Annotated in this window: 24 protein-coding genes and 1 pseudogene; 4 read left to right on the top strand and 21 right to left on the bottom strand. The window is 25.0% G+C overall.

What is annotated here, in order from left to right; genetic code table 11:
• Positions 1-34 precede the first annotated feature (34 nt).
• Positions 35-1,363, bottom strand: a complete 1,329-nt coding sequence (locus tag AC4FQ1_RS11280) for an ABC transporter substrate-binding protein (RefSeq protein ID WP_491147489.1) — start codon at positions 1,361-1,363, stop codon at positions 35-37.
• 504 nt (positions 1,364-1,867) lie between these two features.
• Between AC4FQ1_RS11280 and AC4FQ1_RS11275 the strand changes: the two genes are divergently transcribed.
• Complete coding sequence (locus AC4FQ1_RS11275; protein ID WP_491169698.1) at positions 1,868-2,647, top strand: M15 family metallopeptidase; 780 nt, start codon at positions 1,868-1,870, stop codon at positions 2,645-2,647.
• A 47-nt stretch (positions 2,648-2,694) separates the two neighbouring features.
• Here AC4FQ1_RS11275 and AC4FQ1_RS11270 read toward each other — a convergent pair whose 3' ends face one another.
• From AC4FQ1_RS11270 to AC4FQ1_RS11240, 7 genes are all read right to left on the bottom strand, one after another.
• The gene (locus AC4FQ1_RS11270; protein ID WP_303130878.1) at positions 2,695-3,477 is read right to left on the bottom strand and encodes a histidinol-phosphatase; all 783 of its coding nucleotides are present in this window, start codon (positions 3,475-3,477) and stop codon (positions 2,695-2,697) included.
• Between the two features lie 135 nt (positions 3,478-3,612).
• Positions 3,613-4,581, bottom strand: a complete 969-nt coding sequence (locus tag AC4FQ1_RS11265; RefSeq protein WP_491169697.1) for an alpha/beta fold hydrolase — start codon at positions 4,579-4,581, stop codon at positions 3,613-3,615.
• A gap of 189 nt (positions 4,582-4,770) precedes the next feature.
• The gene (locus AC4FQ1_RS11260; protein WP_491147496.1) at positions 4,771-6,162 is read right to left on the bottom strand and encodes a HAMP domain-containing sensor histidine kinase; all 1,392 of its coding nucleotides are present in this window, start codon (positions 6,160-6,162) and stop codon (positions 4,771-4,773) included.
• Between the two features lie 3 nt (positions 6,163-6,165).
• On the bottom strand, positions 6,166-6,849 hold the full coding sequence (locus AC4FQ1_RS11255) for a response regulator transcription factor (RefSeq protein WP_491169696.1): 684 nt from the start codon (positions 6,847-6,849) through the stop codon (positions 6,166-6,168).
• Positions 6,850-6,929: 80 nt separating this feature from the next.
• On the bottom strand, positions 6,930-7,517 hold the full coding sequence (locus AC4FQ1_RS11250) for a TlpA family protein disulfide reductase (RefSeq protein ID WP_491169695.1): 588 nt from the start codon (positions 7,515-7,517) through the stop codon (positions 6,930-6,932).
• A 13-nt stretch (positions 7,518-7,530) separates the two neighbouring features.
• Entirely contained in the window at positions 7,531-8,208 is a 678-nt protein-coding gene (locus AC4FQ1_RS11245; protein WP_491169694.1) for a cytochrome c biogenesis CcdA family protein, read from the bottom strand.
• 10 nt (positions 8,209-8,218) lie between these two features.
• Positions 8,219-8,698, bottom strand: coding sequence for a hypothetical protein (locus AC4FQ1_RS11240; RefSeq protein WP_491169693.1), 480 nt, complete (start codon positions 8,696-8,698; stop codon positions 8,219-8,221).
• Positions 8,699-8,971: 273 nt separating this feature from the next.
• On the opposite strand from AC4FQ1_RS11240, the gene AC4FQ1_RS11235 reads away from it, so the two are divergent.
• The gene (locus AC4FQ1_RS11235; RefSeq protein ID WP_491169692.1) at positions 8,972-9,394 is read left to right on the top strand and encodes a zinc ribbon domain-containing protein; all 423 of its coding nucleotides are present in this window, start codon (positions 8,972-8,974) and stop codon (positions 9,392-9,394) included.
• A gap of 357 nt (positions 9,395-9,751) precedes the next feature.
• Here AC4FQ1_RS11235 and AC4FQ1_RS11230 read toward each other — a convergent pair whose 3' ends face one another.
• The 6 genes from AC4FQ1_RS11230 to AC4FQ1_RS11205 form a co-directional block, all read right to left on the bottom strand.
• Positions 9,752-10,840, bottom strand: a complete 1,089-nt coding sequence (locus tag AC4FQ1_RS11230) for a ribose-phosphate pyrophosphokinase (RefSeq protein WP_491147504.1) — start codon at positions 10,838-10,840, stop codon at positions 9,752-9,754.
• Positions 10,841-11,111: 271 nt separating this feature from the next.
• Complete coding sequence (locus tag AC4FQ1_RS11225; RefSeq protein WP_303130683.1) at positions 11,112-11,567, bottom strand: peroxiredoxin; 456 nt, start codon at positions 11,565-11,567, stop codon at positions 11,112-11,114.
• A gap of 69 nt (positions 11,568-11,636) precedes the next feature.
• Positions 11,637-12,341 carry a hypothetical protein gene (locus AC4FQ1_RS11220; RefSeq protein WP_491169691.1) on the bottom strand — a complete coding sequence of 235 codons (705 nt, stop codon included), beginning with the start codon at positions 12,339-12,341 and terminating at the stop codon, positions 11,637-11,639.
• 205 nt (positions 12,342-12,546) lie between these two features.
• Entirely contained in the window at positions 12,547-13,608 is a 1,062-nt protein-coding gene (locus tag AC4FQ1_RS11215; RefSeq protein WP_303130685.1) for an exonuclease/endonuclease/phosphatase family protein, read from the bottom strand.
• Between the two features lie 275 nt (positions 13,609-13,883).
• Positions 13,884-14,426, bottom strand: a complete 543-nt coding sequence (locus AC4FQ1_RS11210; protein WP_491169690.1) for a DUF5662 family protein — start codon at positions 14,424-14,426, stop codon at positions 13,884-13,886.
• A 123-nt stretch (positions 14,427-14,549) separates the two neighbouring features.
• On the bottom strand, positions 14,550-14,894 hold the full coding sequence (locus AC4FQ1_RS11205) for a hypothetical protein (RefSeq protein WP_303130688.1): 345 nt from the start codon (positions 14,892-14,894) through the stop codon (positions 14,550-14,552).
• 116 nt (positions 14,895-15,010) lie between these two features.
• Between AC4FQ1_RS11205 and AC4FQ1_RS11200 the strand changes: the two are divergent.
• Positions 15,011-15,907 (top strand): annotated as a pseudogene (locus tag AC4FQ1_RS11200) (M15 family metallopeptidase); the annotation flags it as partial.
• On the top strand, positions 15,884-16,984 hold the full coding sequence (locus AC4FQ1_RS11195) for an amidase domain-containing protein (RefSeq protein ID WP_491169761.1): 1,101 nt from the start codon (positions 15,884-15,886) through the stop codon (positions 16,982-16,984). The pseudogene AC4FQ1_RS11200 and the gene AC4FQ1_RS11195, both read left to right, overlap by 24 nt.
• A 45-nt stretch (positions 16,985-17,029) precedes the next feature.
• On the opposite strand, the gene AC4FQ1_RS11190 is transcribed toward AC4FQ1_RS11195, so the two are convergent.
• The 7 genes from AC4FQ1_RS11190 to ygeW form a co-directional block, all read right to left on the bottom strand.
• Complete coding sequence (locus AC4FQ1_RS11190) at positions 17,030-17,794, bottom strand: ABC transporter ATP-binding protein (RefSeq protein ID WP_491169760.1); 765 nt, start codon at positions 17,792-17,794, stop codon at positions 17,030-17,032.
• A 10-nt stretch (positions 17,795-17,804) separates the two neighbouring features.
• A complete protein-coding gene (locus AC4FQ1_RS11185) occupies positions 17,805-18,782 on the bottom strand; it encodes a FecCD family ABC transporter permease (protein WP_491147511.1) in 978 nt (325 codons plus the stop codon).
• Positions 18,782-19,813 (bottom strand): ABC transporter substrate-binding protein, encoded by a 1,032-nt coding sequence (locus AC4FQ1_RS11180; RefSeq protein ID WP_491169689.1) that lies wholly within the window; start codon positions 19,811-19,813, stop codon positions 18,782-18,784. The genes AC4FQ1_RS11185 and AC4FQ1_RS11180 overlap by 1 nt, the downstream gene beginning before the upstream one ends.
• An 8-nt stretch (positions 19,814-19,821) precedes the next feature.
• A complete protein-coding gene (locus AC4FQ1_RS11175; protein ID WP_491169688.1) occupies positions 19,822-20,355 on the bottom strand; it encodes a nucleoside-triphosphatase in 534 nt (177 codons plus the stop codon).
• Between the two features lie 102 nt (positions 20,356-20,457).
• Positions 20,458-21,849, bottom strand: a complete 1,392-nt coding sequence (locus AC4FQ1_RS11170) for a uracil-xanthine permease family protein (protein WP_303130697.1) — start codon at positions 21,847-21,849, stop codon at positions 20,458-20,460.
• A 66-nt stretch (positions 21,850-21,915) separates the two neighbouring features.
• Positions 21,916-22,848, bottom strand: coding sequence for a carbamate kinase (arcC, locus tag AC4FQ1_RS11165; RefSeq protein ID WP_491169687.1), 933 nt, complete (start codon positions 22,846-22,848; stop codon positions 21,916-21,918).
• Between the two features lie 109 nt (positions 22,849-22,957).
• Positions 22,958-24,151: a knotted carbamoyltransferase YgeW gene (ygeW, locus tag AC4FQ1_RS11160; RefSeq protein WP_303130700.1), complete on the bottom strand. Its 1,194-nt coding sequence runs from the start codon at positions 24,149-24,151 to the stop codon at positions 22,958-22,960.
• Positions 24,152-24,343: the final 192 nt, after the last annotated feature.

The raw sequence follows: 24,343 nt of genomic DNA, 5'->3' as shown, positions 1-24,343 counted from the left end.
GTGTGTTTTCACTCCCTAAAATTAATTATTTTTATTATTTTTTATTAAGAGTTTCATTTGCCTTTTTATTAAACTCTTTTAAAGCTTCTTCAGGTGATTTTTGACCTAAAGTTATTTCTTGAAGTGCTGGGAACCAATGAGTTCTCATTTCAGCAAATCCATTTACAGTATTATAATATTTAGCTGTATAATTTCCCATTGCTTCTGCAAATTTCATTTCTTCATCATCATATAAATTTTTCACAGAATCTCTAACAGAGAAAGTTCCTGTTGCTTTTAAATTCTTTTCTTGCCATTCTTTATCATTACATAAGAAATCTATGAATTTCTTTGAAGCAGCTATTTTATCTTCATCACCATTATCAAATACACATAATCCACCTATAAGTGATTCTAAAGCAAGCTTTCCTTCAGGTGCTGGTATTGGTAATAATATATCATCAAAAGGTTGTGATTTCTTTGATTCATTGCTCTTAACTAATCCAGTTGAAGAAAGAATTGTAATTGCTGCTTTTTGTTGAAGATATAAATCAATTGAATCATTTGAAGCTAATGCTTCTGATCCTTTTGCTATTAATCCTTCATCTATAGCTTTTTTAACCCATTCCATAGATTTTATAGCTTCTTTGCTATCAAAAGTGTATGCAGTTTGATCTTCATTCATAACACTTCCTCCAAAAAGATTTGCAACAAATGCTCTTGTACCTTGATCTCCTGCAGTACTTTTACTAAAGAAAGTTAAAGGTGTTACATCTGGCTTAGCTTTTTTTATAGCTTTTAATGCTTCCTCAAATTCTTCAACATTCCATAATCTATCTTTTTTATTAAGCGGAAGCTTGTCTAATACTCCAGCTTCCTCAAACATTTGCTTATTTGCTGCCATCATAAAGTTTGTAGTATTAAAAGGATACATATAATAAGTATTATCTAGTTTACAACCTTGTAATATTGCTTCTGATACATCTCCATTTAACTCTTTAATCATATCATCTACCGGTGCTAAAGCCCCTATTCTTGCATAATCAATTATTCTTCCAGGTGCATCATATAAAACATCAGGTGCTGATTTTGAAGCTATAGCTGCATTTATCTTTTCTCCCCCACCATTAAAAGATAACATTTCAACATTAACTTTTATATCTGGATTTTTTTCCATAAAAGCTTTCGCTATTTCTTCTTCATATTTACCTACAACTCCATCTTTTGTTTCAAAATTTGGAAACGCCCACCATGTTATTTCTGTTTGCTTTCCATTTGTACTAGCATTTCCTTCTGCATTATCTTTACTTCCGCCACAACCCGCAAACATACCTAAAGTAAGAGTAGCTAGAAGTACAGTTGATAATAACTTTAATTTTTTCATTAAAAATCCCCCTTCATCTTTTATTTAATTAACATATTTTAATGTTATTAAATATCATAATTAATTTAAAAATTATAAATAATGTTTATAATTAAATACTTTTAACTACTCTATTCTTAACTTATTAAAGTAGCCTTTATCTTAAAGACTGTTTTTCTAATTATTTTAAAATTTAATAATCTATATAGTAAAACTATTCTCAAAAATATTATTATGTTTATACAAATAGATAAATGAATATTTTTTTCATTTTTTTGAAAATTTGAAAACATTTTCACCCTACAATTAAATATTATCATTTTATTTCTATTTTTACAATATTTTTACAATATATATTTAAAATATTTTTAAAATGATAAAAATACTTTTATTATTAAGTGCTATAATATAAAATAAGATATGGATTTAGAAAAATTTAACTGTTTATTGATTTTAACTTAATATTATATAAACTTTATTAAATTTCTCTTTGTGAAAAATATAAACAGTAAGGATTGAACATTTATGAGAAGAAAAAGATATAAAAAAAGAAATAAATTTATAATTCTAATATTAATATTTTTTATAACTCTTGGATTAACAACTTTAATAAGTGGATATATTTATAAAAATAACATAAATAAAAATAATGAAACTCCAGAGATAATAAAACCCCCAAAAACTGAAATATCACAAAATAATAAAACAGAGTCAAAGAAAAAAGATATAAAGACATCCTCATCTGTAGCTAATATTTTATTAGTAAACAAAAAATATTCTATAGATAGTTCATATAAGCCTTCTGACCTTGTAATGCCTAAAGCTACTTACAATAATTATTCTCTTAGTATGAAACAACCACTTAGAAAAGATGCGGCTAATGCTCTTGAAAATATGTTTTTAGCTGCTGCTAAAGATGGAATAATACTTAAAGGTATATCAGGTTATAGATCTTATGATTACCAAGTATCAGTATTTAATAGTAGTAAAGAAAGAAATGGAATTGAACATGCAGAAAAATATGTAGCCAAGCCTGGTCATAGCGAACATCAAACCGGACTTGCTGTTGATGTATTATCAAATGAATATAGTAACTTAAATGACGGTTTTGAAAATACCAAAACCTTCAAATGGTTAAAAGATAATATGACTAAATTTGGTTTTATTTTAAGATATCCTAAAGGAAAGGAAAATATAACTGGATATAATTACGAGCCATGGCATTTAAGATACGTTGGTAAAGATGTTGCTAAAGAAATAAATAGCCAAAATATAACTTTAGAAGAATATTTAAATAAAAAATAAAATTTAATAAAATATAGAGTAGATAAAAATATCTACTCTATATTTTATTATTTATTTAATTCTATTTTATCAATTATTTTTAATCCTAATTCATTTGCAAAATCTACAGCTATTTTAAAATCTCTCATGTCTTCAGGTTTATGTGCATCTACACCTATTATTCTCTTTACATTATATTCTTTGGAAAGTTCCCAAAATTCTCTTATTGGATACATATATCTTTCACCATTATTATATTTTATTTTTCTTTTTTTAAATCCATTTATGTTTATCTCTATAGGCATATCAAGTTCTTCTGCTTTTTTTAATATTCTCCTTGACGCCTTTATTGAATGCTCATCCCAGTCTCTATATCCACTTCCAAATAAATCTGGGTGAGCTATGTATGCAAATAGTCCACTTTCCATTGACTCTAATACAAAATCAACATACTTTTCTAAACTATCCGGTGTTAAATAACTACCTATGTAAAACCATTTTCCGTTGTATGGAAAAAAATGTGCTCCAAGTATTAAGTAATCTACCTTAAATTTTTCTTTTAATTCATCATAAAGCCATAAAAAATCTGGAAAATACTCACACTCAATTCCCTTTTTTATTTCTATTTTATCACCGTACATTTCTTTTACTTTATCAATTTCTTTAAAATATTCTGGAAGGTCTTCATATTTCATTCTATTTTCGTTATCTATATTTTTTCCAGGGTGCGGTAAATGATCTGATAATCCAATAACATCATATCCTTCTTTAATAGCTTCTTCTACATATTCTTTAATTGTTCCAACTGCATGATTACATCTATAATTATGAGTATGATAATTTGTTTTCATATTTAATCCCTCCTATATAAATTATATGATAAAACCGCACACTAAAATAAGTGTGCGGCTTTATCTATATATTAACTTTATCATTTAATTTTCAAAAAATCCAATTGACTATTCCCCAAATTTCTCTTTAATACATTATCCTATAAAATTAAATATAATATCTAAATACTCGTGCAATATCTCGTCCATTTCTAAATATAATTCATGTTTACCATTATCAAATCTAACTAAATTACAATTTTTACATAATTCATTAAACTTATTATGACCTTCAGCCTCTACAAAATCATCTCTCCCAGCTTGAAAAAGTAATATTGGAACATCTATATTTGAAATATTCTCTCTATCTATTAAATATTCAGTTGCTTTAATAGATTCACTTAACCATGTAAATGAACCCCCACCTCTTCTAAGCTCTGCATTTTCCATTAATTTATTATGATAATTTCTATATCTGTGTTCATTTGAAGTTGCTGCTGATTCTAAATCAAACTTTTCATCAAAACATTTTTGTCCAAATATAAAGTCTTCACCTTTTCCAACTCTAACCATAGTTCCAGATATTAATTTTGCTAGCTTATTAGATATTTTTCCTGTTTTTATTCTAAACATAGGAGTACTTAATATAGCCTTTTTAAAGTATCCATTATATCTTTCAAGAAATATACAACCTATAGCCCCACCCATTGAATGAGCATATAAATATGTATTTTCTGGACTTCCTTTAACTATTTCATCAAGAAATTTCTTTAAATCCTCAATATAATAATCAAATTTTTCTACAGTTACTTGAGTTTTATCAATTTTACCAAAACATCCTGATCTCCCATGACCTCTATGTTCAAGACCAAAAACAGAATATCCATTTTTTAAGAAATAATAAATTATCTCTTCATATTTACCTAAGAATTCTGTAAATCCGTGACTTATTACTATTTTTCCTTTTTCATCTGGTAAAATATATTTTTCATAATAAATATCTTTATTATTTTCTCCTTTAAAATATCCTATCTCTTTTACACTATTTAAAAGGGTAGTTGATTCTTTTATATCTTTTTCACTACTTCCATAATTATTAAAATATTTTATTTTTGATCCATTCATTATAATCTCTCCTCCCTTTTTATAAAGAATAAGAGGAGATTAAACAAATATACTCCTCTTAAAAAATAATTTATATTAATTTCTAAATTTAATTAATACAATTTAAAATTGTTAATAAACTTATGTATATTAACTCACTATTTTCCATTATATGATTATGATACTATTTTTATCTAGTCATTTCAACTTTTAAAAACACTTATCCTTTTTAAGAGTTAATATAAATTCACTTCCTTTATTAAACTTACTAATAACCTTTATATCTCCATCATGAGCTTCCATTATACTTCTTGCTATAGTTAATCCAACTCCAACCCCACCAGTTTTACTATTTCTTGATTTATCAACTCTATAAAACCTTTCAAATATATATTTTAAGTCATCATTTCTTATACCAATACCATCATCTTTTATTGATATATAAACATAATTATTTTCTTCATAAGATGATATATTTATATGACCGTAATCATTTGTATATTTTATACTATTTGATAATATATTTATTATAGCTTGACTAAATTTATCTTTATCAGCATTTATAAAATTATTCTCTAAGTTTAATTTTAAACTTATATTTTTGTCTAAAATTTGCTTTTCAAAATTTATACATAAATTTTCTATAAGTTCTTTTATATTAATTTTTTCTTTATTTAACTTTATTAAATCACTTTCATATTTACATAAATTCTCTAAAGATTTAACTAATCTATTTAGCCTTTGGATTTCTTCATAAATACTTTTAAGTCTTTCTTCTGTTGGCTCTAAAATACCATCAATTAAAGCCTCAACTTGTACTTGTATTGTAGTTAATGGTGTTCTTAATTCATGTGATATATCTTTAGTTAATATTTTTCTAAGCTTATCTTCTTCACTTAATTTATATGCTAATTTATTTATTGAATTAACCATTGAATTTATTTCTTGAATTTTATTTTTACAAATAATCTTTTTTGAATATTCTCCTTCCGAAATTAGTTTGGTAGCATCTATAACTTTTATTATAGGTTTACTTATTGTATGTGACAGAAGTATTCCAATAATTACAGAAAAAATTATTGCTAATATTAAAATACCAATTAAAACATTGTTTAATGTATTAAAAAAGATTAAATCTGAATCATTATAATAAAATGGCCCTATATATTCTATTTGTAAAATTCCTAAAGATTGTTTATTATGTTTTATAATTATTTTTTCTATAGTATTCTCACCATTTATATTAGGATTTATTTTATTTGTATTTTCTTTATTTTTTTCTAAAACTGATTCACAAAGAAGCTTATTTACTTTTCTTGCATCCCATATTACATTTTTATTATTATCTATGAGTTTTATTATAAAACCTTGTTTTGCAGCATTTAAACCAATAGTTTTTATATTTTCTTTATTAAAACTTCCATTTTTATATGAACTTGTTACATTTGAAATAATATCTGACTTTTTTTCATTTATACTATCTTCTATGTAACTATTAAAATTTTTCTTTATAAAAATATTAGCAATTATACTAATCATAAAAACTAAAATCAAAGAAAACGCTATAAATATTAATGTAAATCTATATTTTAATTTATTCAAAATTTAATCACCACCAAACTTATATCCAATTCCATGTACAGTTAAAATATATTTTGGTTTTTTATTATCATCTTCTATTTTTGCTCTTATATTTTTAATATGAGAATCAACTATTCTATCATAAACAAAACTGTCATCTTCCATAGTTTTACTTATAATATCCCCTCTCGTAAAAACTTTATTTTTATTTTCAGCTAATTGAAGAAGTATTTTATATTCTGATGGAGTAAGAGTTATTAGATTATTATTTTTAAATACTTCATAACTATCTTTATCAATTATCAAATCTCCATTATTAAATGATAACTTTGATTTACTATTCTTAACTCTTTTTATTATTGCATTTACTCTAGCTATAAGCTGTTTTGGACTAAAAGGCTTAATAACATAATCATCAGTTCCAATATTAAATCCATTTAATATATTTTCTTCATCAACTTTTGCAGTAAGCATTATTATTGGAACATCTGATTTCTCCCTTAATATTTTACATACTTCCTCCCCAGTAATATCTGGTAACATTAAGTCTAAAATTATTAAATCTTGTTTATTATCATCATAACTTTTTAATGCACTTTTCCCATCAGTAGCTATAAAAACTTCATAATTATCTTTTTCAAGATAAGCTTTTACTACTTCAACTATTTTAATTTCATCATCAACAACAAGTATTTTATTTTTATTCATAAAATCACCTTTTAAATTATATTTTTAAAATAAAAAAATCAGCACTACTAAAAGTTAGCACTGACTTTTATTATTTATGATTAACTTATAATAGTTTCTATATTATCATTAAGTATTTCTTGTGTTATAAGACCTGTATAATCATTTTGTATATTTCCACTTTTATCTATAAATAATGTTCTTGGTAATGCTTGAACATTATAAGCTGATGCGCCATTTAACTGTTCATCAAACAATATGTTCATATTATAACCCTCTTTTTTTACATACTCAAGAGCTTTATCCTTAGTTTCTCTCATTCCATCTGTAAGATTAACCATTAATATTTCTAAATCATTATTTTTATATTTCTTTGCTGCATTATTAAAATATGGCATTTCTGCTTTACATGGTGGACACCAACTCGCCCAAAAATTAACAACAACAGCTTTTTTCCCTTTAAAATCTGAAAGCCTCACTTCTTTTCCATCTTTATCAAAAGCAATAAAATTTGGAGCCTTTTCTACTGTTTCTTCTTTAACTTTTTCTGTAAATCCACTTTCTACAAATTGTTTTCCTTCTTGAGTACTTTCATAACTTTTAGATAAATATTTATAACCTATAAAACTACCTATAATTAATATAAAAAGAGTCAAAACTATATATATAATCCTACTTTTATTATTCAAAAAAACTTCCTCCTTAAAATGTTAATAATGCTAATACCTTATTTAAGTATCCAGTCATCATTAAGACTCCTATAATAATTAGTATTGTTCCAGAAATTCTATTTATAACTTTATAATTTCTTTTTATAAAATTAAATGTGCTTTTTAAAGTATCAATTAATAATGCTGATAATATAAATGGAATTCCAAGACCTAAACTATATACTAAAAGCATACTAACTCCTTGTAATGTATGACTTGAATTTGCTGCAAACATCATTGCTGACCCCAAAAATGGTCCAACACATGGAGTCCAACCAACTCCAAATACAAAACCAAATAATAGTGATGAAATTATTGAATTGCTTTTTAGTACATTATTTATTCTAAAAGTTCTTTGAAGAATATTAACTTTTAATATTCCTATATAATTAAGTCCAAATATTATCAATAATATTCCAGATATTATATTAAAAATATTCATATATTCATTAATTAAATTTCCAAACTTACCAGCCATCCCACCTAATAAAGTAAATATAAATGCAAATCCAATTACAAAAGCTAAAGAATTTATAAATCCTTTGTTTTTATTATTTCCGTTATCAGTATTACTTCCCATAAAATATGAAATATATATAGGTACCATAGGTAATATACAAGGTGAAATAAAGGTTATTATTCCTTCTAAAAATAATATTATATAATTCATATACTCCCTCCTAAAGGCCACAACTAATTGATTTTAAGCTTTGATTATAAACTTCTTCTATATTAATATTTTTAAAACTATCTATAATCTTTATAGAACCAATTAATTTATTATTCATAAGAATTACATAATCTTTCCCCGTTTCAAGACTCGTATCAACTGAAAAAATTCCTTCTCCATCAGTATTAAACTCAACTTTTTCTCCAGTATACGTATTTATTAAAACAACCTTCTCATCTTTTTTTATTCCATCTAATTTAATATTAAAATTACTTTGTTTTTCAGCAATAGTTATTAAAGGGTCTAATTTATCATTTTTAAAACTTTTATTTATTATATTTCCCTCTGCTTTAATTCTTTCATAAATTGAATTTTCTTTTACTTCTTTCTTTTTTTCATTTTTTCCTAAATAAAAGTTTGCTTTTATTCCAACAAAAATTCCTGTAAAAAATATAAATATAAATATTGATATTAATTTAAATTTATTCAAAACACCAATCCCTTCACTAAAATTATGATTTAATTTTAAATTTGAATTTTGTAGATTTTATGAAGATTTTAAAATAATCATATATTTTAAATACAAAATATTCTTTTAAATATAAAAATTTAGAATAAAAAATAATACAAAAAAGCCATTAGATTTAATTAACTAATAGCTTTTTCTTTGTATTTAAATAATTATTACAAATTTTATTATAATATGTTAAAATACCTATTATAAATTGAACATATTATAATTTTATATAAAAGGAGAATATATATGAATATATTTTATGGTGCATATGGTATTGATTTGCTATCAATCTTTCTACTTATTATAAGTTTTTTTCTTGGATTTAATTACTATACTAATTTTTTAGGTTTAATTTTAAATATATTTGTAATTTATAGAACTTTTTCAAAAAATATATTTAAAAGAACAAATGAATTAAATAAATTTCTTTCTATAATAAATAAAATACTTAGTAAATTTAATAAAAGTATTCCTTATAATTTACCTAGGATAACACTAGATTATATACCTCAAGCTTTTAATATGCTTAAATATAAATTAAATCAAAAAAGAAAATTCAAAATAATTTCCTGTCCTAGATGTGGACAAAAGCTTCGCTTACCTAGAATTCATAAAAATGTCATTGTTACATGTAAAAAATGTTCTAATGAATTTAAGACAAAAGCTTAGTATTTATTAGGAGCTTAAAATTTAAGCTCCTATTTTATATTTAAATTTATGTTCATTCTATCTTAATAAATTATAATTTTTAAATATTTTAGTTGTATTTTATTTAAGTTTTCTTCCAATATAATTTATAACATTAGATTATAAATATATATTTCATTTACTTATTCCTCAATCTTCTAATAAATATATATAATAAGTTATTACTCTCATTCCTATTATTATATTAATATTTTTACATTATTTAAGTAATGCTATATTTAATATTTGTATTTTTCCATACTAAAATATTACCTTAAACAAAATAAAACTACTATAATTTTAAAAATTATAGTAGTTTTATTTTAATTTATATTTAAACTAATCCAATAAATCACGTATTATTTCAGTTGCATCCATATATTTAGCTATTGATTTTCCATGATTTAATCTATTTATAATTCTTGCTAAGAATTCTGAAAGGTCTACAGCTTGGAACCACTTAGAATCTCTTAATTCTTGTGGAACATATGTTAAATTAGTTGAGTAAACCTTGCTTATTATTCCTCTTTCATAGAAATCAGTAAACTTTTCAAGTCCTTCTGTAAAGAATGCAAATGTTGTTGCTACATATACGTTTCTTGCATTTCTCTTTTTAAGCTCTGATGCTATATCAAGAACTGATTCTCCTGATGCTATCATATCATCAACTATTAATACATCTTTTCCTTCAACATCTCTACCCATATATTCATGTTTAACTATAGGATTTTTTCCATTAACTATTAATGAATGGTCTCTTCTCTTATAGAATAAACCTACATCTACTCCTAATACACTTGAATAATAAATAGCTCTATCCATAGCTCCAGTGTCAGGACTTATTACAAGTAAATTTTCACTATGAAGCTCTAAAGTTTTTTCATTGCTTACAAGTGATTTAACTATATCATAAGTTGGATATATATTTTCAAATGATAATAAAGGAACTGCATTTTGTACATTAGGATCATGAACATCAAAAGTTATAATTTCATCTACACCTAATCTCTCAAGTTCTTGAAGTGCTAATGCACAGTCTAGAGATTCTCTTCCTTTACGTCTATGTTGTCTTGATTCATATAAAAGAGGCATTATTACAGTAATTCTTGCAGCCTTTCCTTTTATAGCTGAGATAGTTCTCTTTATGTCTTGGAAGTGCTCATCTGGTCCCATATGGTTTACAAATCCATTCATTTTATATGTACAGCTGTAATTTCCAATATCGCATAAAATATAAATATCTTTACCTCTAACAGTTTCAGAAATTTTAACTTTTCCTTCACCATTTGCAAATCTTATTTCATCAAGTGGAACTAGAAAAGATTCGCTAGTATTTGTTTTAGTTTGGATATATTTATCTACAGCATTACCTAGCTCAGTACAACTTTTTAATGCTATTAATCCAAGGTCATGTTTTAATTCGATCATCTATTTATCCCCTTTTCCATTATTTGAATATAGTACACTAATAAAATATATACCACTAATAGTATATATCAAAAAAGGACATATATAAATATATTTTTCTATAAATAATAATAAAATTAATATTTTTTTACGATTTTATATATTTTTAATAAATTTAATAGAAAAATATACCCTTATTATAATCCATTTTATTATAATATTATTTAAAAAGCTAAGTAATAAAATTTAATTTTATTACTTAGCTTTTTAACTTTAATTAAACCTTATAAATTTATAATAAGCTTTCAACATGTCCTTTTACTTTTACTTTTCTAAAAATATCTTGAATTTTTCCATCTTCATCTATAACAAATGTACTTCTTTCAATTCCAAAAACTTTTTTTCCAAACATATTCTTTTCTTTTAAAACATCATATAACTTACAAACTTCTTCATTTTCATCTGATAAAAGTATAAATGGTAAATCATATTTTGTTATAAATTTATCATGAGATTTTAATGAATCTCTACTAACACCTAAAATAACTGTATTTTTATTTAAAAATGCTTCATGATGAGCTTTAAAATCTTGTGCTTCTAATGAACAACCTGGAGTATTATCTTTTGGATAAAAATATAGTATTACTCTCTTTCCTTTATAATCACTTAATTTATGTTCTTTTCCATCTGAACCCATTAAAGAAAAATCCGGTGCCATCATTCCAACTTCTAAAACTTTGTTTTCCATTTTATCACCTTCCAAATTACTATTTAATAATAATTATTATATAATAACCCATTGAATTTATCAACACTTTTACATATACATAATATATTCTACTCTAACTTTTGTACTAAATGGTCTAATAATCATTCCATCTTCATTTATAATTTCATCATCATATCCATAGTGATTAATAATTATACCATTTAAATATTCATACTCTTTATATAAATCATAAACTCCTTTTTTCCCATAAATACTTACCCCCTTTATATTAGAATCATTTATTTCTCTACACATATAACTTGCATCACTACATTTGATTTCATATAAATCACTATCAATTTTAAGTTTTATATTTTTTAGTATCATTATTCCATCTAAAAAATTATTTAAATACATATACTGATTATTATCACAATAATCTAATATACTTTTTTTAACATAACATCTTGACTCACTAGGTAAGTACTCTATAATATAATTAACTTTTTCATTATTATTTTCTTCAATTAAATCTATTTTTAAACTATTTATTTTTCCATACTTATCATAATTCAATAAAAATTCCCTTACTTTTGGGATATTATTAATTTTTAATAAATCTAATATTTTATCAAATTCTAAGTTTAAATCTATATTATTTATATTATCATCTAAAACCAAATCTAAATATCTATCTCTTTCATAAATAAATCTATCTAGTTTAGGAGCAAATATTCCAACTAATAATATAATAAATCCAAATATAGATAATCTTTTTAATCTTTTATTTTTTTCATACTTAAAAAATAACATAAATATCCTCTTTATCTTTATTTTCTATATTATATATATGTATATATTAACAAAATATCAATAAATTTGTAAATATCATAATCTATAAACCTCTTTTATATTCTAAAATAATATTTATTAATTTGAACTTATCTATTCAATATATAATTAACTAAAAAAAATAAAGAATATAAAGTTTTATAAAACTTTATATTCTTTATTTATATTATTTCTTTAAACTAAATGTAAGTGTTGTTGGATTATGATCACTATATCTAAAATTATAATCTTTTCCATTAACACTTTTAACTTCTATATTATCTGACACCATAAATCCATCAATTACTGATCTTAAGTTTTTACCTTCAACATATGGATTCATAACAGTTCTATTGCTTGGTGTATCTTTATCTGCATAAATCTTAAAACCTGAAGGTACAAAATTATTTGGTATCTTTTGAAGCCAATCTGGATGTGACTCTGTTGTTTTAAAATTAAATGCATTAGTTCCTGGAAGTTCATGATTCCAGTCACCACCAAGAATTATATAATTTCCTTTTTTATATTCATTAACAACAAAATCTTGAATAAATCCTAATTGTACTTTTCTAACTTTTCCACCTTTATCGTAAGCTGAAAGGTGTGCATTTATTAAAACAAGTTCTCTGCCATTTGAAAGTTTTGCTCTATTTACTAACATGCATCTATCAAGATCACCTAATTGTCTAAAGAAACTTTCTTTTCCTGGTAAGTCATATCTTGTTGCTGAATTAAAATCAAATTTTGACATAGTCATTATTCCACTTAAAACTTGACCATGTGGATGTGTTAATGGAAGCGGAACCCATGCTACATCAAAATTTTTTGCAAAAGAAGTACTATAATCTGTGAATTTATCTTTTATACTTTCATATTCATTTACTTTATAACTTCTAGTTGCTTTTTTATCTAATTCTTGTAAAAAATAAAAATCTGAATTTAAATTTTTCATTATATTCTCTATGCCATTTAAATTTTCTAAAACTGCTTCTTTACTTATGGCCCTTGACATAGTACCACCATCCATAAAGAAATCAACATTTTTGTCCATTCCTGCATAGCCAACATTAAATGTTGTTAACGTATATTCCTTCTTAAACTCTAATATTTTCTTTTGATTATTATCTATTTGTACCTTTTCTTCAGCTTCTGGTCTGTAATCAGATACAATCATAAATATAACATAACCTATAACTAATATTAATAAAATACATAATATTCCTAATAACGATTTTAAAAATAATTTCATGCTGTTCCCCCTAAATTATGATTATACTATTATACATAATTTGCGGTAATAAAAAAACATATTTAAATTATTTTTAAAATTTAAATTTATTTTTTATAATAAACTCTTTATGTAAATTCCAAGTGTTATATTCCCATTTATATATACATATATTATCAAGATAGCAATTAAATTTATAAGGATTTTCATTAAAATAATTAAAAGCTTCCTTAAATAAAGGAAAGGATACCATATCTCATAAATATATCTCCTAAAAAATAAATTTATTTGTAAAATTAAACTACAAAATCATCTTTTAAAACTACATTTTTTATATATTTTAAAGTTTTATCTTCTCCTTCATTAGCTAATTTCTTTAAAAGAAGTTCTAATAAAATCCTAGTATCTTCATGTAATAAATAATATTGCTTTCTTGCTTCATAATATTCTAAGGCGCTTTTATCAGTATATTTTTTCTTTTGATAATTCATTGAAGCACTCATTCTATCAATAAACATTTCAACTACATAATTTTTAGGCATTTTCATTCCCTGTAATCCATCATTAGGATTAACACCGTAATCTATCCAATACTCAAAATGATGTTTATTTCTTCCTTTATGATGTAACCATGCAGTAGACACCCCTTCTACCTTCTTTTGTATACCATTTGGACTTTCAATTCCTTTATAATACTTTATTCCTGCTTTAAATTCTATCCATGAGTATTTTGATAAATCATGTAGTATTCCTTGCTTATAAAGTCCAATTTTAAAACAATATTTCATAACTAATAATTTATGATTAGTTATTGTTTTAAAGTGTTTTATAGCATTCATTTAAATCCCCCTAAATTACTTTATATTATTAATTTTAAATTTAAAATATTATTTATAAAATATATTATTATAAAAAATTTAAAATCTATTTATTCATATTATAATTTCTTTATATATATTTTATTAAAAGCCAAATTCTGCTCTTCTTCTTTTATTTAAAAAATTAGCAAATCTCATTTTAAATCTTTCAGTTTCTTTTAGATCATAAAAATACATAAGATCTGAAGATAAAAATATTGTATCTAAAATTAAATATTTTAAATCCTTTAAATTAATTTCATTTTCATCCCCTGTTATAATTTCACTAGCTCGTTCCATTAAAACTTCAAACTTTTCTTTGTATTCTTTTAGACTAACTAATGTTTCATAATTAAATTCTTTTAAATCATCCTTAACTATATTATTAATTAAATTTATATATTCCTTACTCGCATTGTTATATTCTTCATATACATTTTGTAAATTCATAATCTTTTCTCTCTTCCATCTATAATTTTTAACTTTATTATTATTTTACCATATATAAAAATATTTGATTAAGGTTAAACTATTTTTGATACTTTTAAAAAAAGGTAGGTAATAATATGAAGAAAATTTTTAGAGTATTTATTTTATTTTTATCCATTAGTCTTAGCATTGAACTTATACCAAAAGCTTCAGAAAATAAAGATTATTTAACAGAAATGAAACAAGACATATTATCTATAATGTTAGCTTATCCAGGATATATAAAAGATTTAGAGCTTAAAGATAGTAAAGTTTATTTAATTTTAAAATCAGGTAAAAAAATAATTTATGATGATAAAAAAGAAAAATCTCCAAATGAAAAACTTAATAATCCTGATATACAAGATATGTTAGAACAAGTTTATCCACTTGATAAAACTGATACTATATCTAAAGAATTTAATCCTGGTAGAATAAGACATTACGGCCTCTTAAATGAAGTTTATGGCTCCTCTAAAACTTCTATTGAAAAAAACTTAATTAACTTAAAATATGGATATCCAAATTATCAATTCAATAAACAAAATAATGCAAATAAATCTTTAGAAAATGCTCTTAGAGAAGCAATAAATCTTGGTAAAACAAGAACTGATATAAATAATATATTATATCCTGCAAGTGGAACTTATAATTATAGAGTTATATCAGGCACTTCAAGATTAAGTCCTCATTCTTATGGAATAGCTATTGATTTAAAACGTGATGATAGAGATTATTGGAAATGGACTTCAAAAGAAAATGGTGAAAAAAGATTATCTGAATATCCAAGAGGATTAGTTAAAATATTTGAAGATAATAATTTTATTTGGGGTGGAAAGTGGGGATACTTTGATATACTTCACTTTGAATATAGACCTGAAATAATATTAAAAGCTAAGTACTTTGCAAACAATAATTCTTCTGATAATTGGTTTGAAGGAGTTCCTTTAACTGATGAAAATAAAAATTATATTTCCTTAATTGAAGACAAATTAAATAATACAACTACTTTTTCAAAACTTTTAGAAGATGACCTTAATAAAACTGATAATAATTCCTTAGAAAATATGCCATCTAAAGAAGAAATGAATGAATTAGTTAAAAATATATTTTTAACTAGAAGTAAAGGGACACTTACAAAAGATTTAAAAGGAATAGAATCTCTATATGATACATCAACTAAGTATGGAAAATGGGCATATGAATACGAAGAAAAAAAAGTTAAATATATAGATAATTGGGCTAAGAAACAAGGTGTTGAATTTACTCTTATAAAGCCAAAAATACTAATAAAAAAATCTACAATAAAAAAAGATGAAGCTTCCTTTGCTATAATATGTAATACAGAATATAACTATGTTTATAAAGATATTCCCAAGGAAATAAATAAATCTAAAATAGGAACATATCACTATCTTAAAATAGTTAGAAAAAATAATAAATGGTCAATTGTTAAAGAATGGTATAAAGATCCATTTGCAGACTCATTAAAATTAGAATCTTTAAAAACCAACGATATAACTAAATATATTAATAATCAAGTTCCAAGAAATCTTTCTAATCTTAACGAAAAAAGAAAAGGTGCAATTGCTTATGCTAAAGAATATTGTGGATTAGCTCATGATACTAAACTTGGATTAATATATAACAAAAATTATAGAGACTTCAATGCAGAAGGTGGAGATTGTGCAAATTTTGCTTCTCAAACCTTATATGAAGGCGGAAAATTTCCTAAAAATCGTACTTGGAATTATGATGAAAAAGGAAGTGCAACAGCCCCTTGGATAAATGCTGGAACATTTACTAACTATATGCTTTATAGCGGAAGAGCTAGCTTAATTGCTAGAGGAAATTATGAAAATGTTTATAAACTCTCATTTAAATTATTACCTGGTGATTTTGTTGCATACGAAAAAAAAGGTGATATTACACATGTTTCTGTCGTTACAGGATTGGATTCTAAAGGATATCCTTTAGTAACTTGTCATAACACTGATAGAAATGATGTTCCTTGGGATTTAGGTTGGAGTGATAAAAATATGAAATTTTGGATTATAAGAGTTCACTATTAATAAAAATTACCTCGTAACAATTTAAGGTTACGAGGTAATTTTTATTTAATATATAAGCATGGGGCCTACTTTTGTTTCCATTATAGAAAAATCCTTTGAATAAACTCTTCTAAGCTCATTAATAAGTTTTTGTTGATACCCTTCTTTTCTACAATCTATAACTTGTGTAATTGTATTTTCATTTAATATATATATTTTGTCACTATATCTAAGAGCTAAATTTATATCATGTAATGTAAATAAAGATATTAAGTTTTTCTCTTTAATTAACTTTATCATAAACTTAAATAAATCATGTTGCCTTACGCAGTCTAAAAATGTATTTGGTTCATCTAAAAGTACAATTTTACTTCTTTGCATAAGTACGCGCCCTAAATAAACCATACGTCTTTCACCACCACTTAAATCGCCTATACATTTATCCTTTAAATGATATAAATTCAATTCTTTTAAAATATCCCTAGCTTTTTCATAATGTTCACTACACGGCATTTCAAACATGCTTAAATAAGGAGTAACACCCATAGTAACTATATCTTCTACCGAATAATCCTGATTGCTATGAATATTTTGAGGAATAAAAGATATCATTTTTCCTCGTTCCTTATCTTTTAATTTTCTTAAATCTATATTATTGAAAAATATATCTCCAGATACATTATTTAATATTCCACATATAGATTTTAAAAGAGTTGTTTTACCTGCTCCATTTAATCCTATAAGCGTATTTACTTCACCTGGCTTTAAAATCATATTTATATCTTTTAAAACTTTTAAACTTCCATAATTAACATTTAAATTTTTTAATATTAACTTATCATTAAATTCTATTTTTATCGCCCCTTTTGTTAATAAGATACACTAAAAATGGCGCTCCAACTAAAGATGTTAATATACTTATAGGTATTTCTGTACTACTTATTGATCTTGCCAAAGTATCAGCTACAAGAAGTAAAATTGCTCCCATTAAAAGAGTTAAAAATATTGTTTTTGTTATATCATTGCTTGAATGAAGCTTTACTATATGTGGAGCTAAAAGTCCAATCCAACTAACTATACCGGCAACAGAAACTACTGAAGATACAAGTAATGTAGAAAATAATATAGCTAATATTCTAATTCTTTTTAAATTTACACCTAAAAGTTTGGCTTGAGTATCCCCCATAGTAACAACCTTTAATTGCCACTTAATTAAATTTATTGCAATTACACAAATTACAACTATTGGTAGTACATAAAAAACATCTTTCCATGTACTATTATGAAAACCTCCCATAAGCCAATACTCTATTGATGGTAATTCCTTATATGGATCTGCAAAATACTTAAATATCATTATAAGCGCAGATGCCAATGCACCTGTTACAATTCCTGATATAACTAAAGCTAACATTCTATTTTCTTTAACATTTTTAGCTAAGACTAATGAAAATATTACCGATAAAATTCCAAAAACAAAAGAATTTAATTGTATAGCTATAGGATTTGCTGCCATAAAAAGTATTGCAATAACAGCTCCTAATGAACACCCTGAAGTTAATCCTAACACATCTGGTGAAATTAATGGATTTTGGAATATATTTTGAAATACCATTCCAGCCAAAGCCAAAGCAGCTCCACTTATAACAACTAAAATTAACCTTGGTAATCTTATGTTGAATAAAATCATAAAATCTTGGCTATCTCTAAAATTAACTATAATATCTTTTAAATCAACCTTATATCTACCTGTAAATAAAGTAATAAATATAAGTAAAAATAATACTGTTATATATATTATCTTTTTATGCTTTTTCATTATAAACCTATGTCTTCCTTATTTACTTCAATACCATAAAACTTCTTATAAAAATCTTTTGCTGCTTTTTCATAATCTTTACTTGAATATACTTCAGGATATAAATTATTAACAGTCCATAACATACCAAGTGCTGAACTAGGTGTTGGATAATCCCATGGTTCTATTTTTGATGGGAATACATATACTTGTTTATTTTTTATAGCTTTTATACCTTGAAGTCTCTTATCTTTTAAAACATCATCTTTTGAATATTTTGCATATTCAACTATATAAATTTTATCAGGATTATATTTTATAAGCTCTTCAACTGATATGTTAGCCCAATATCCATCCTTTAAATTTGATGTTACATTTATTCCACCACAAGTATTTATTAAATAATTTTGATACATTTTTCCTGTACAAGTTCTTAGTACATTACTAGTTCCTGATAAATAAACTGATTTTTTATCTTTAATATTCTTTGTTAAATCTTTTACCTTATCTATAGTTTTATTATAATAATCAACTAGCTCTTTTCCTCTTTCTTCTTTTCCTACAGCCTTAGAAATAACATTTACAGTGTTAATAAAACCATCTAATGTTTCAGGCTCAATAGCTATTACTGGTATATTTAGTTTTTCAAGTTTAGGAATAAAATTCTTTAATCTTGTTGGTATTATAACTAAGTCAGCTTTAAGCTTTGCAATTTCTTCAACATTTATATTTTTAGCATTTCCTATTGATGGTAAATCAAGTATATTTTTAGCTGCCATTTTATAAAGCTCTCTAGTTTTAGCTTTTCCTTCTACTGCAACTAACTTATCTTGAACTCCAAGTGAAACTAATAAAGCAGTTGATATATAATAAGATGATGCAATTTTTTGTGGTGTTCCTTTTATTTCAACCTTTCTATCTAAAGCATCAGTAACTACAATATTGCTTTTGCTTTCTTTATTATCTTTAGAAGAACTGCTACATCCACCTAAAACTCCCATAAAAAATATCATACATAATATTAACGCTGTAAACTTTTTATATCTCCTCATAATACTCATCACCTTCCCATATATTTTTTTATTTCTTCTAAAATATAAAAATATATTTCATCTAATTGTTGATTATTTTTATTTTCTATATCAAAAACGATTATATCCTCCCTATTCTTTAAATAGTTTAAAAAACTATTATCTTTCTTTTTAATAACTCCTAATACTATTTTTTTAGATTCAATACAATTTATAATTTCCTTCTTAAATTCTAATGCGCCATCTTCTAATATACCTATTTCATCCATAAGTATTAATTTTGTATTTGAATACTTAATACTTTCTCTTAATATTTCACACCCTAAAACTTCAAATGTCTCTAATATAGGAATAGGTTTTTCATTTTCAAATTTTACAGAAATAGGACTGAAGTTATTCTTAGATTTTATATAACCTTCCATGTAAAAACCTTTATTTATATCTTTTATAAAATAAGGTCTTGTTCTATAACCACTATATTTAATTTTTAAAGTATCTAATATTTTATTTATTAAAGTACTTTTTCCACAACCACTAATTCCTGTTAAAAATATATTCTTCATATTTCAAGTTCCTTGATAATTAATTATTCTTATAAAAATAGGTGTTAGAAAGTTATTCAATTCACTTTACTAACACCTAATATTTAAAATGTAAACTAATTTTTATTTTTGAATAACTTTCTCTTTTTCCTCTTCAAGTTCTTTCTCAAATTCTTCAGCACTTTCTATATCTTTTTCTGGAGTTGTTTCCTCCTTATCTTTTGGTAAAACTAAATTTAAAAATATAGCAACTAATGTTGTTACAACTATAGATGATTTACCAAATATAGAAATAGCCCAACTTGGGAATAATGCTAATGAATCAGGAACTTGTACTATACCAACACCAAGTGCAACTGATAATCCAACTATTGCAACATTTCTGTTAGTAAGTTTACTTTGTGAAATCATCTTAACACCAGTCATTGTTATAGTTGCAAATACAGATAAAGTTGCTCCTCCAAGTACACATTGAGGTATACTAGTTAATATAGCTGAAAACTTAGGTACTATACCTGATATAATAATTATTATAGATGCAAAAACAAATACTGATCTATTTATAACTTTATTAACAGTTACAATACCAACATTTTGACTAAATGTAGCTGTTGGCATACATCCAAAGAAAGATCCTAATATACTTGATACTCCATTTCCAATTATACCACCTGATAATTCTTCATCTGTTGGCATTCTATCCATACCACCACCTGTTGTAGCTGAAAGATCTCCAATAGCTTGTACTGAGTTTACAATATGCATTATAACCATGGAAATAATCGCTGTAGCATTAAATGTCATACCAAAATGCATAAATTTTGGCATTGCAAAATATCCAGCAGAAGTAACTGAATCAAATGAAATCATTCCTAGACATAATGCAACAATATAACCTATTACTATTCCAACTAATATAGAAGCAAGTTTTAATGTACCTTTTGTAAAATGATTTAAAAAAACAACTACTGCTAAAGTAATCATGGCTACTGCCCAGTTTTTTGGTGATCCAAAATCTGGACTTCCAGCACCACCTGCTATATATTTAATAGCAACAGAATATAGTGATAATCCTATTGAAAATATAACAGTTCCTGTTACTACTAACGGAAAAAATTTGGCTAATTTCTTAACAAAAATACCAAATATAATAGCAACAGCTCCACCTACTACTTGAGCACCAAATATAGTAGCTATATCGAATTCACCTGCTATTGCTGTTAAAGTTGGTACATAAGCAAAACTAACACCCATTATTATTGGAAGTCCTGAACCTATCTTTCTAAATAAAGGAAACAATTGAATTAAAGTTGCAATTCCTGAAAATATAAGTGATGTTTGAATAAGTAATATTTTATCATTTGGTGCTAAATTACATACACCTGCTACTATAATTGCTGGCGTAACACATCCTACTATCATAGCTACAACATGTTGTAGCCCTAATGGTATTATTTCTTTTAAACTTGGTCTTCCATTAAATTGGAAAAGTAAAGATTTTTCATTTAATTGCATAAGAGTCCCCCCATAAATTAATATACATATTATACGTTTACATAAACATGTATATTATATCAATGTTTATAAATTTCTTATTCTAGTTCCTGTATTTCCTTCTATTCCATCCTTAGCTTTCTCAAGAAGGGTAATTAATGAATATCTTCCTTGTTTAGATTCAGCAAAATCAACAGCCGCTTCAACCTTAGGTTTCATAGAACCTGGAGCAAAATGACCTTCATCTAAATATTTTTTCATATCATTAATATTTACATCTTCAAGCCATTCTTCATTTTCTTTTCCAAAGTTTATAGCAACTTTCTCTACTGCTGTTAAAATAATTAAACAATCTGCATCTAAATCTTTAGCTAAAGTACAACTTGCTAAATCCTTATCTATTACAGCACTTGCTCCATGTAAACTATTTCCTTCTCTTACAACTGGAATTCCACCACCACCGCAAGCTATTACAACTTGGTCATCTTCAACTAATGCCTTAATTGTATCTAATTCTACAATACTTACTGGTTTTGGTGAAGCAACAACTTTTCTATAGCCTCTACCTGAATCTTCTATTACTTTTTCTCCATTTTTTATAGCAATATCAGCCTCTTCCTTTGTCATAAAGCTTCCAATTGGTTTTGTTGGGTTTTCAAAAGCTTTATCATTAGGATCTACTTCTACTTGAGTAATTACTGTAGAAACAGCCTTTTTTATATTTCTATTTAAAAGTTCTTCTCTTATACTATTTTGTAAATCATATCCTATGTATCCTTGACTCATTGCTACACATACAGACATTGGACAATCAGTATATTTAGGATTATTTTTAATAAATTCATTCATAGCAATATTTATCATACCAACTTGTGGACCATTACCATGAGATACAACAACTTGATTTCCCTCTTCTATTAAATCCACAATTGCTTTAGCAGTAGATTTAACTGATACCATTTGTTCTTCTAAATTGTTTCCTAATGCATTTCCGCCTAATGCTATTACTATTTTTTTCATAAATTATCCCCCTAATTGATACCATTTAAAATTTATAGCCTAAAAGTAAATTTAGGCCCTTACTAATTCTTTTTTAATTGATTTAATAAGAGCCTAAATGAATTATTTCTTACTTAAATTCTCTCATTTTATTTTGTGCTTCTAATTTAGCTAAAACTTCTTGTGGATTTTTTACTTTACTTAAGAAAATCATAGCTGCAATAATATATGGTTTAAAGCTTGCTTCTTTGTATAGAGGATCTCTGTATCTATCAAATACTGATCCATCAACTTCTCCTTCTTTACAGCTTACTCCAGTTATATCAGCTGGTAAGCAGTGCATATAAAGTGCTTTTCCATCCTTAGTTAATTTCATTAATTCTTCTGTACATGCCCAGTCTTTATGATTAGCATTTTGTGCTAATAATTCTTTTTCTAATTTATCTATACCTTCTTGATCTCCTTGAGCATATAATTCTGTACGTTTTTCCATAGCTACAAATGGAGCCCAACTCTTTGGATATACTATATCAGCATCTTTAAATGCTTCTTCCATTGAATTAGTTTTTGTAAATGATCCACCTGATTTTTTAGCATTTTCTTTTGCTACTTCTTCAACTTCTGCCATTACTTCATATCCTTCTGGATGAGCAAGTACAACATCCATACCAAATCTAGTTAATAATCCTATAATACCTTGTGGTACTGATAATGGTTTTCCATATGAAGGAGAATATGCCCAAGTCATAGCAACTTTCTTTCCTTTAAGATTTTCAATTCCACCAAATTCATTAATTAAATGAAGTGTATCTGCCATAGCTTGAGTTGGGTGGTCTATATCACATTGTAAGTTAACAAGTGTTGGTCTTTGTTCTAATACACCATCTTCATGTCCTTCTTTTACAGCTTTTGATACTTCTCTCATGTAAGTATTACCTTTTCCAATAAACATATCATCACGAATACCTATAATATCAGCCATAAATGAAATCATATTGGCAGTTTCTCTAACTGTTTCTCCATGAGCAATTTGTGATTTACCTTCATCTAAGTCTTGAACTTCTAATCCTAATAAGTTACAAGCTGATGCAAAACTAAATCTTGTTCTTGTTGAATTATCTCTAAATAATGATATTCCAAGTCCACTATCAAATATTCTTGGTGATATGTTATGTTTTCTTAAATCCTTTAAAGCTTCTGCAATAGTAAATACTGCTTCTAATTCATCATCTGATTTTTCCCAAGTTAACATAAAATCATTATTATACATTTCATCAAATTTTAAGCTGTTTAATTTTTCTATATATTTTTCCATTATAGCCATTTTTCTTTTCCCCTTTTCTCTAATAAATTATATGTTTGTTCTAATAAACTACTTAAACTAATATTTTTAAAAATTATTTATTATCTCTACAATAAATTGTTGGTACTGCTGCATAAACTGCTGCACATCTTACTAAATCAGCTTTCCATGTTTTTTCATTTGGAGCATGTGCTTCTTCTTCTTTTCCTGGTC

The organism is Clostridium sp. TJA020, from assembly GCF_058310295.1.
The sequence above is the reverse complement of the archived record's forward strand: the minus strand, read 5'-3'. Positions and strand labels throughout refer to the sequence as shown.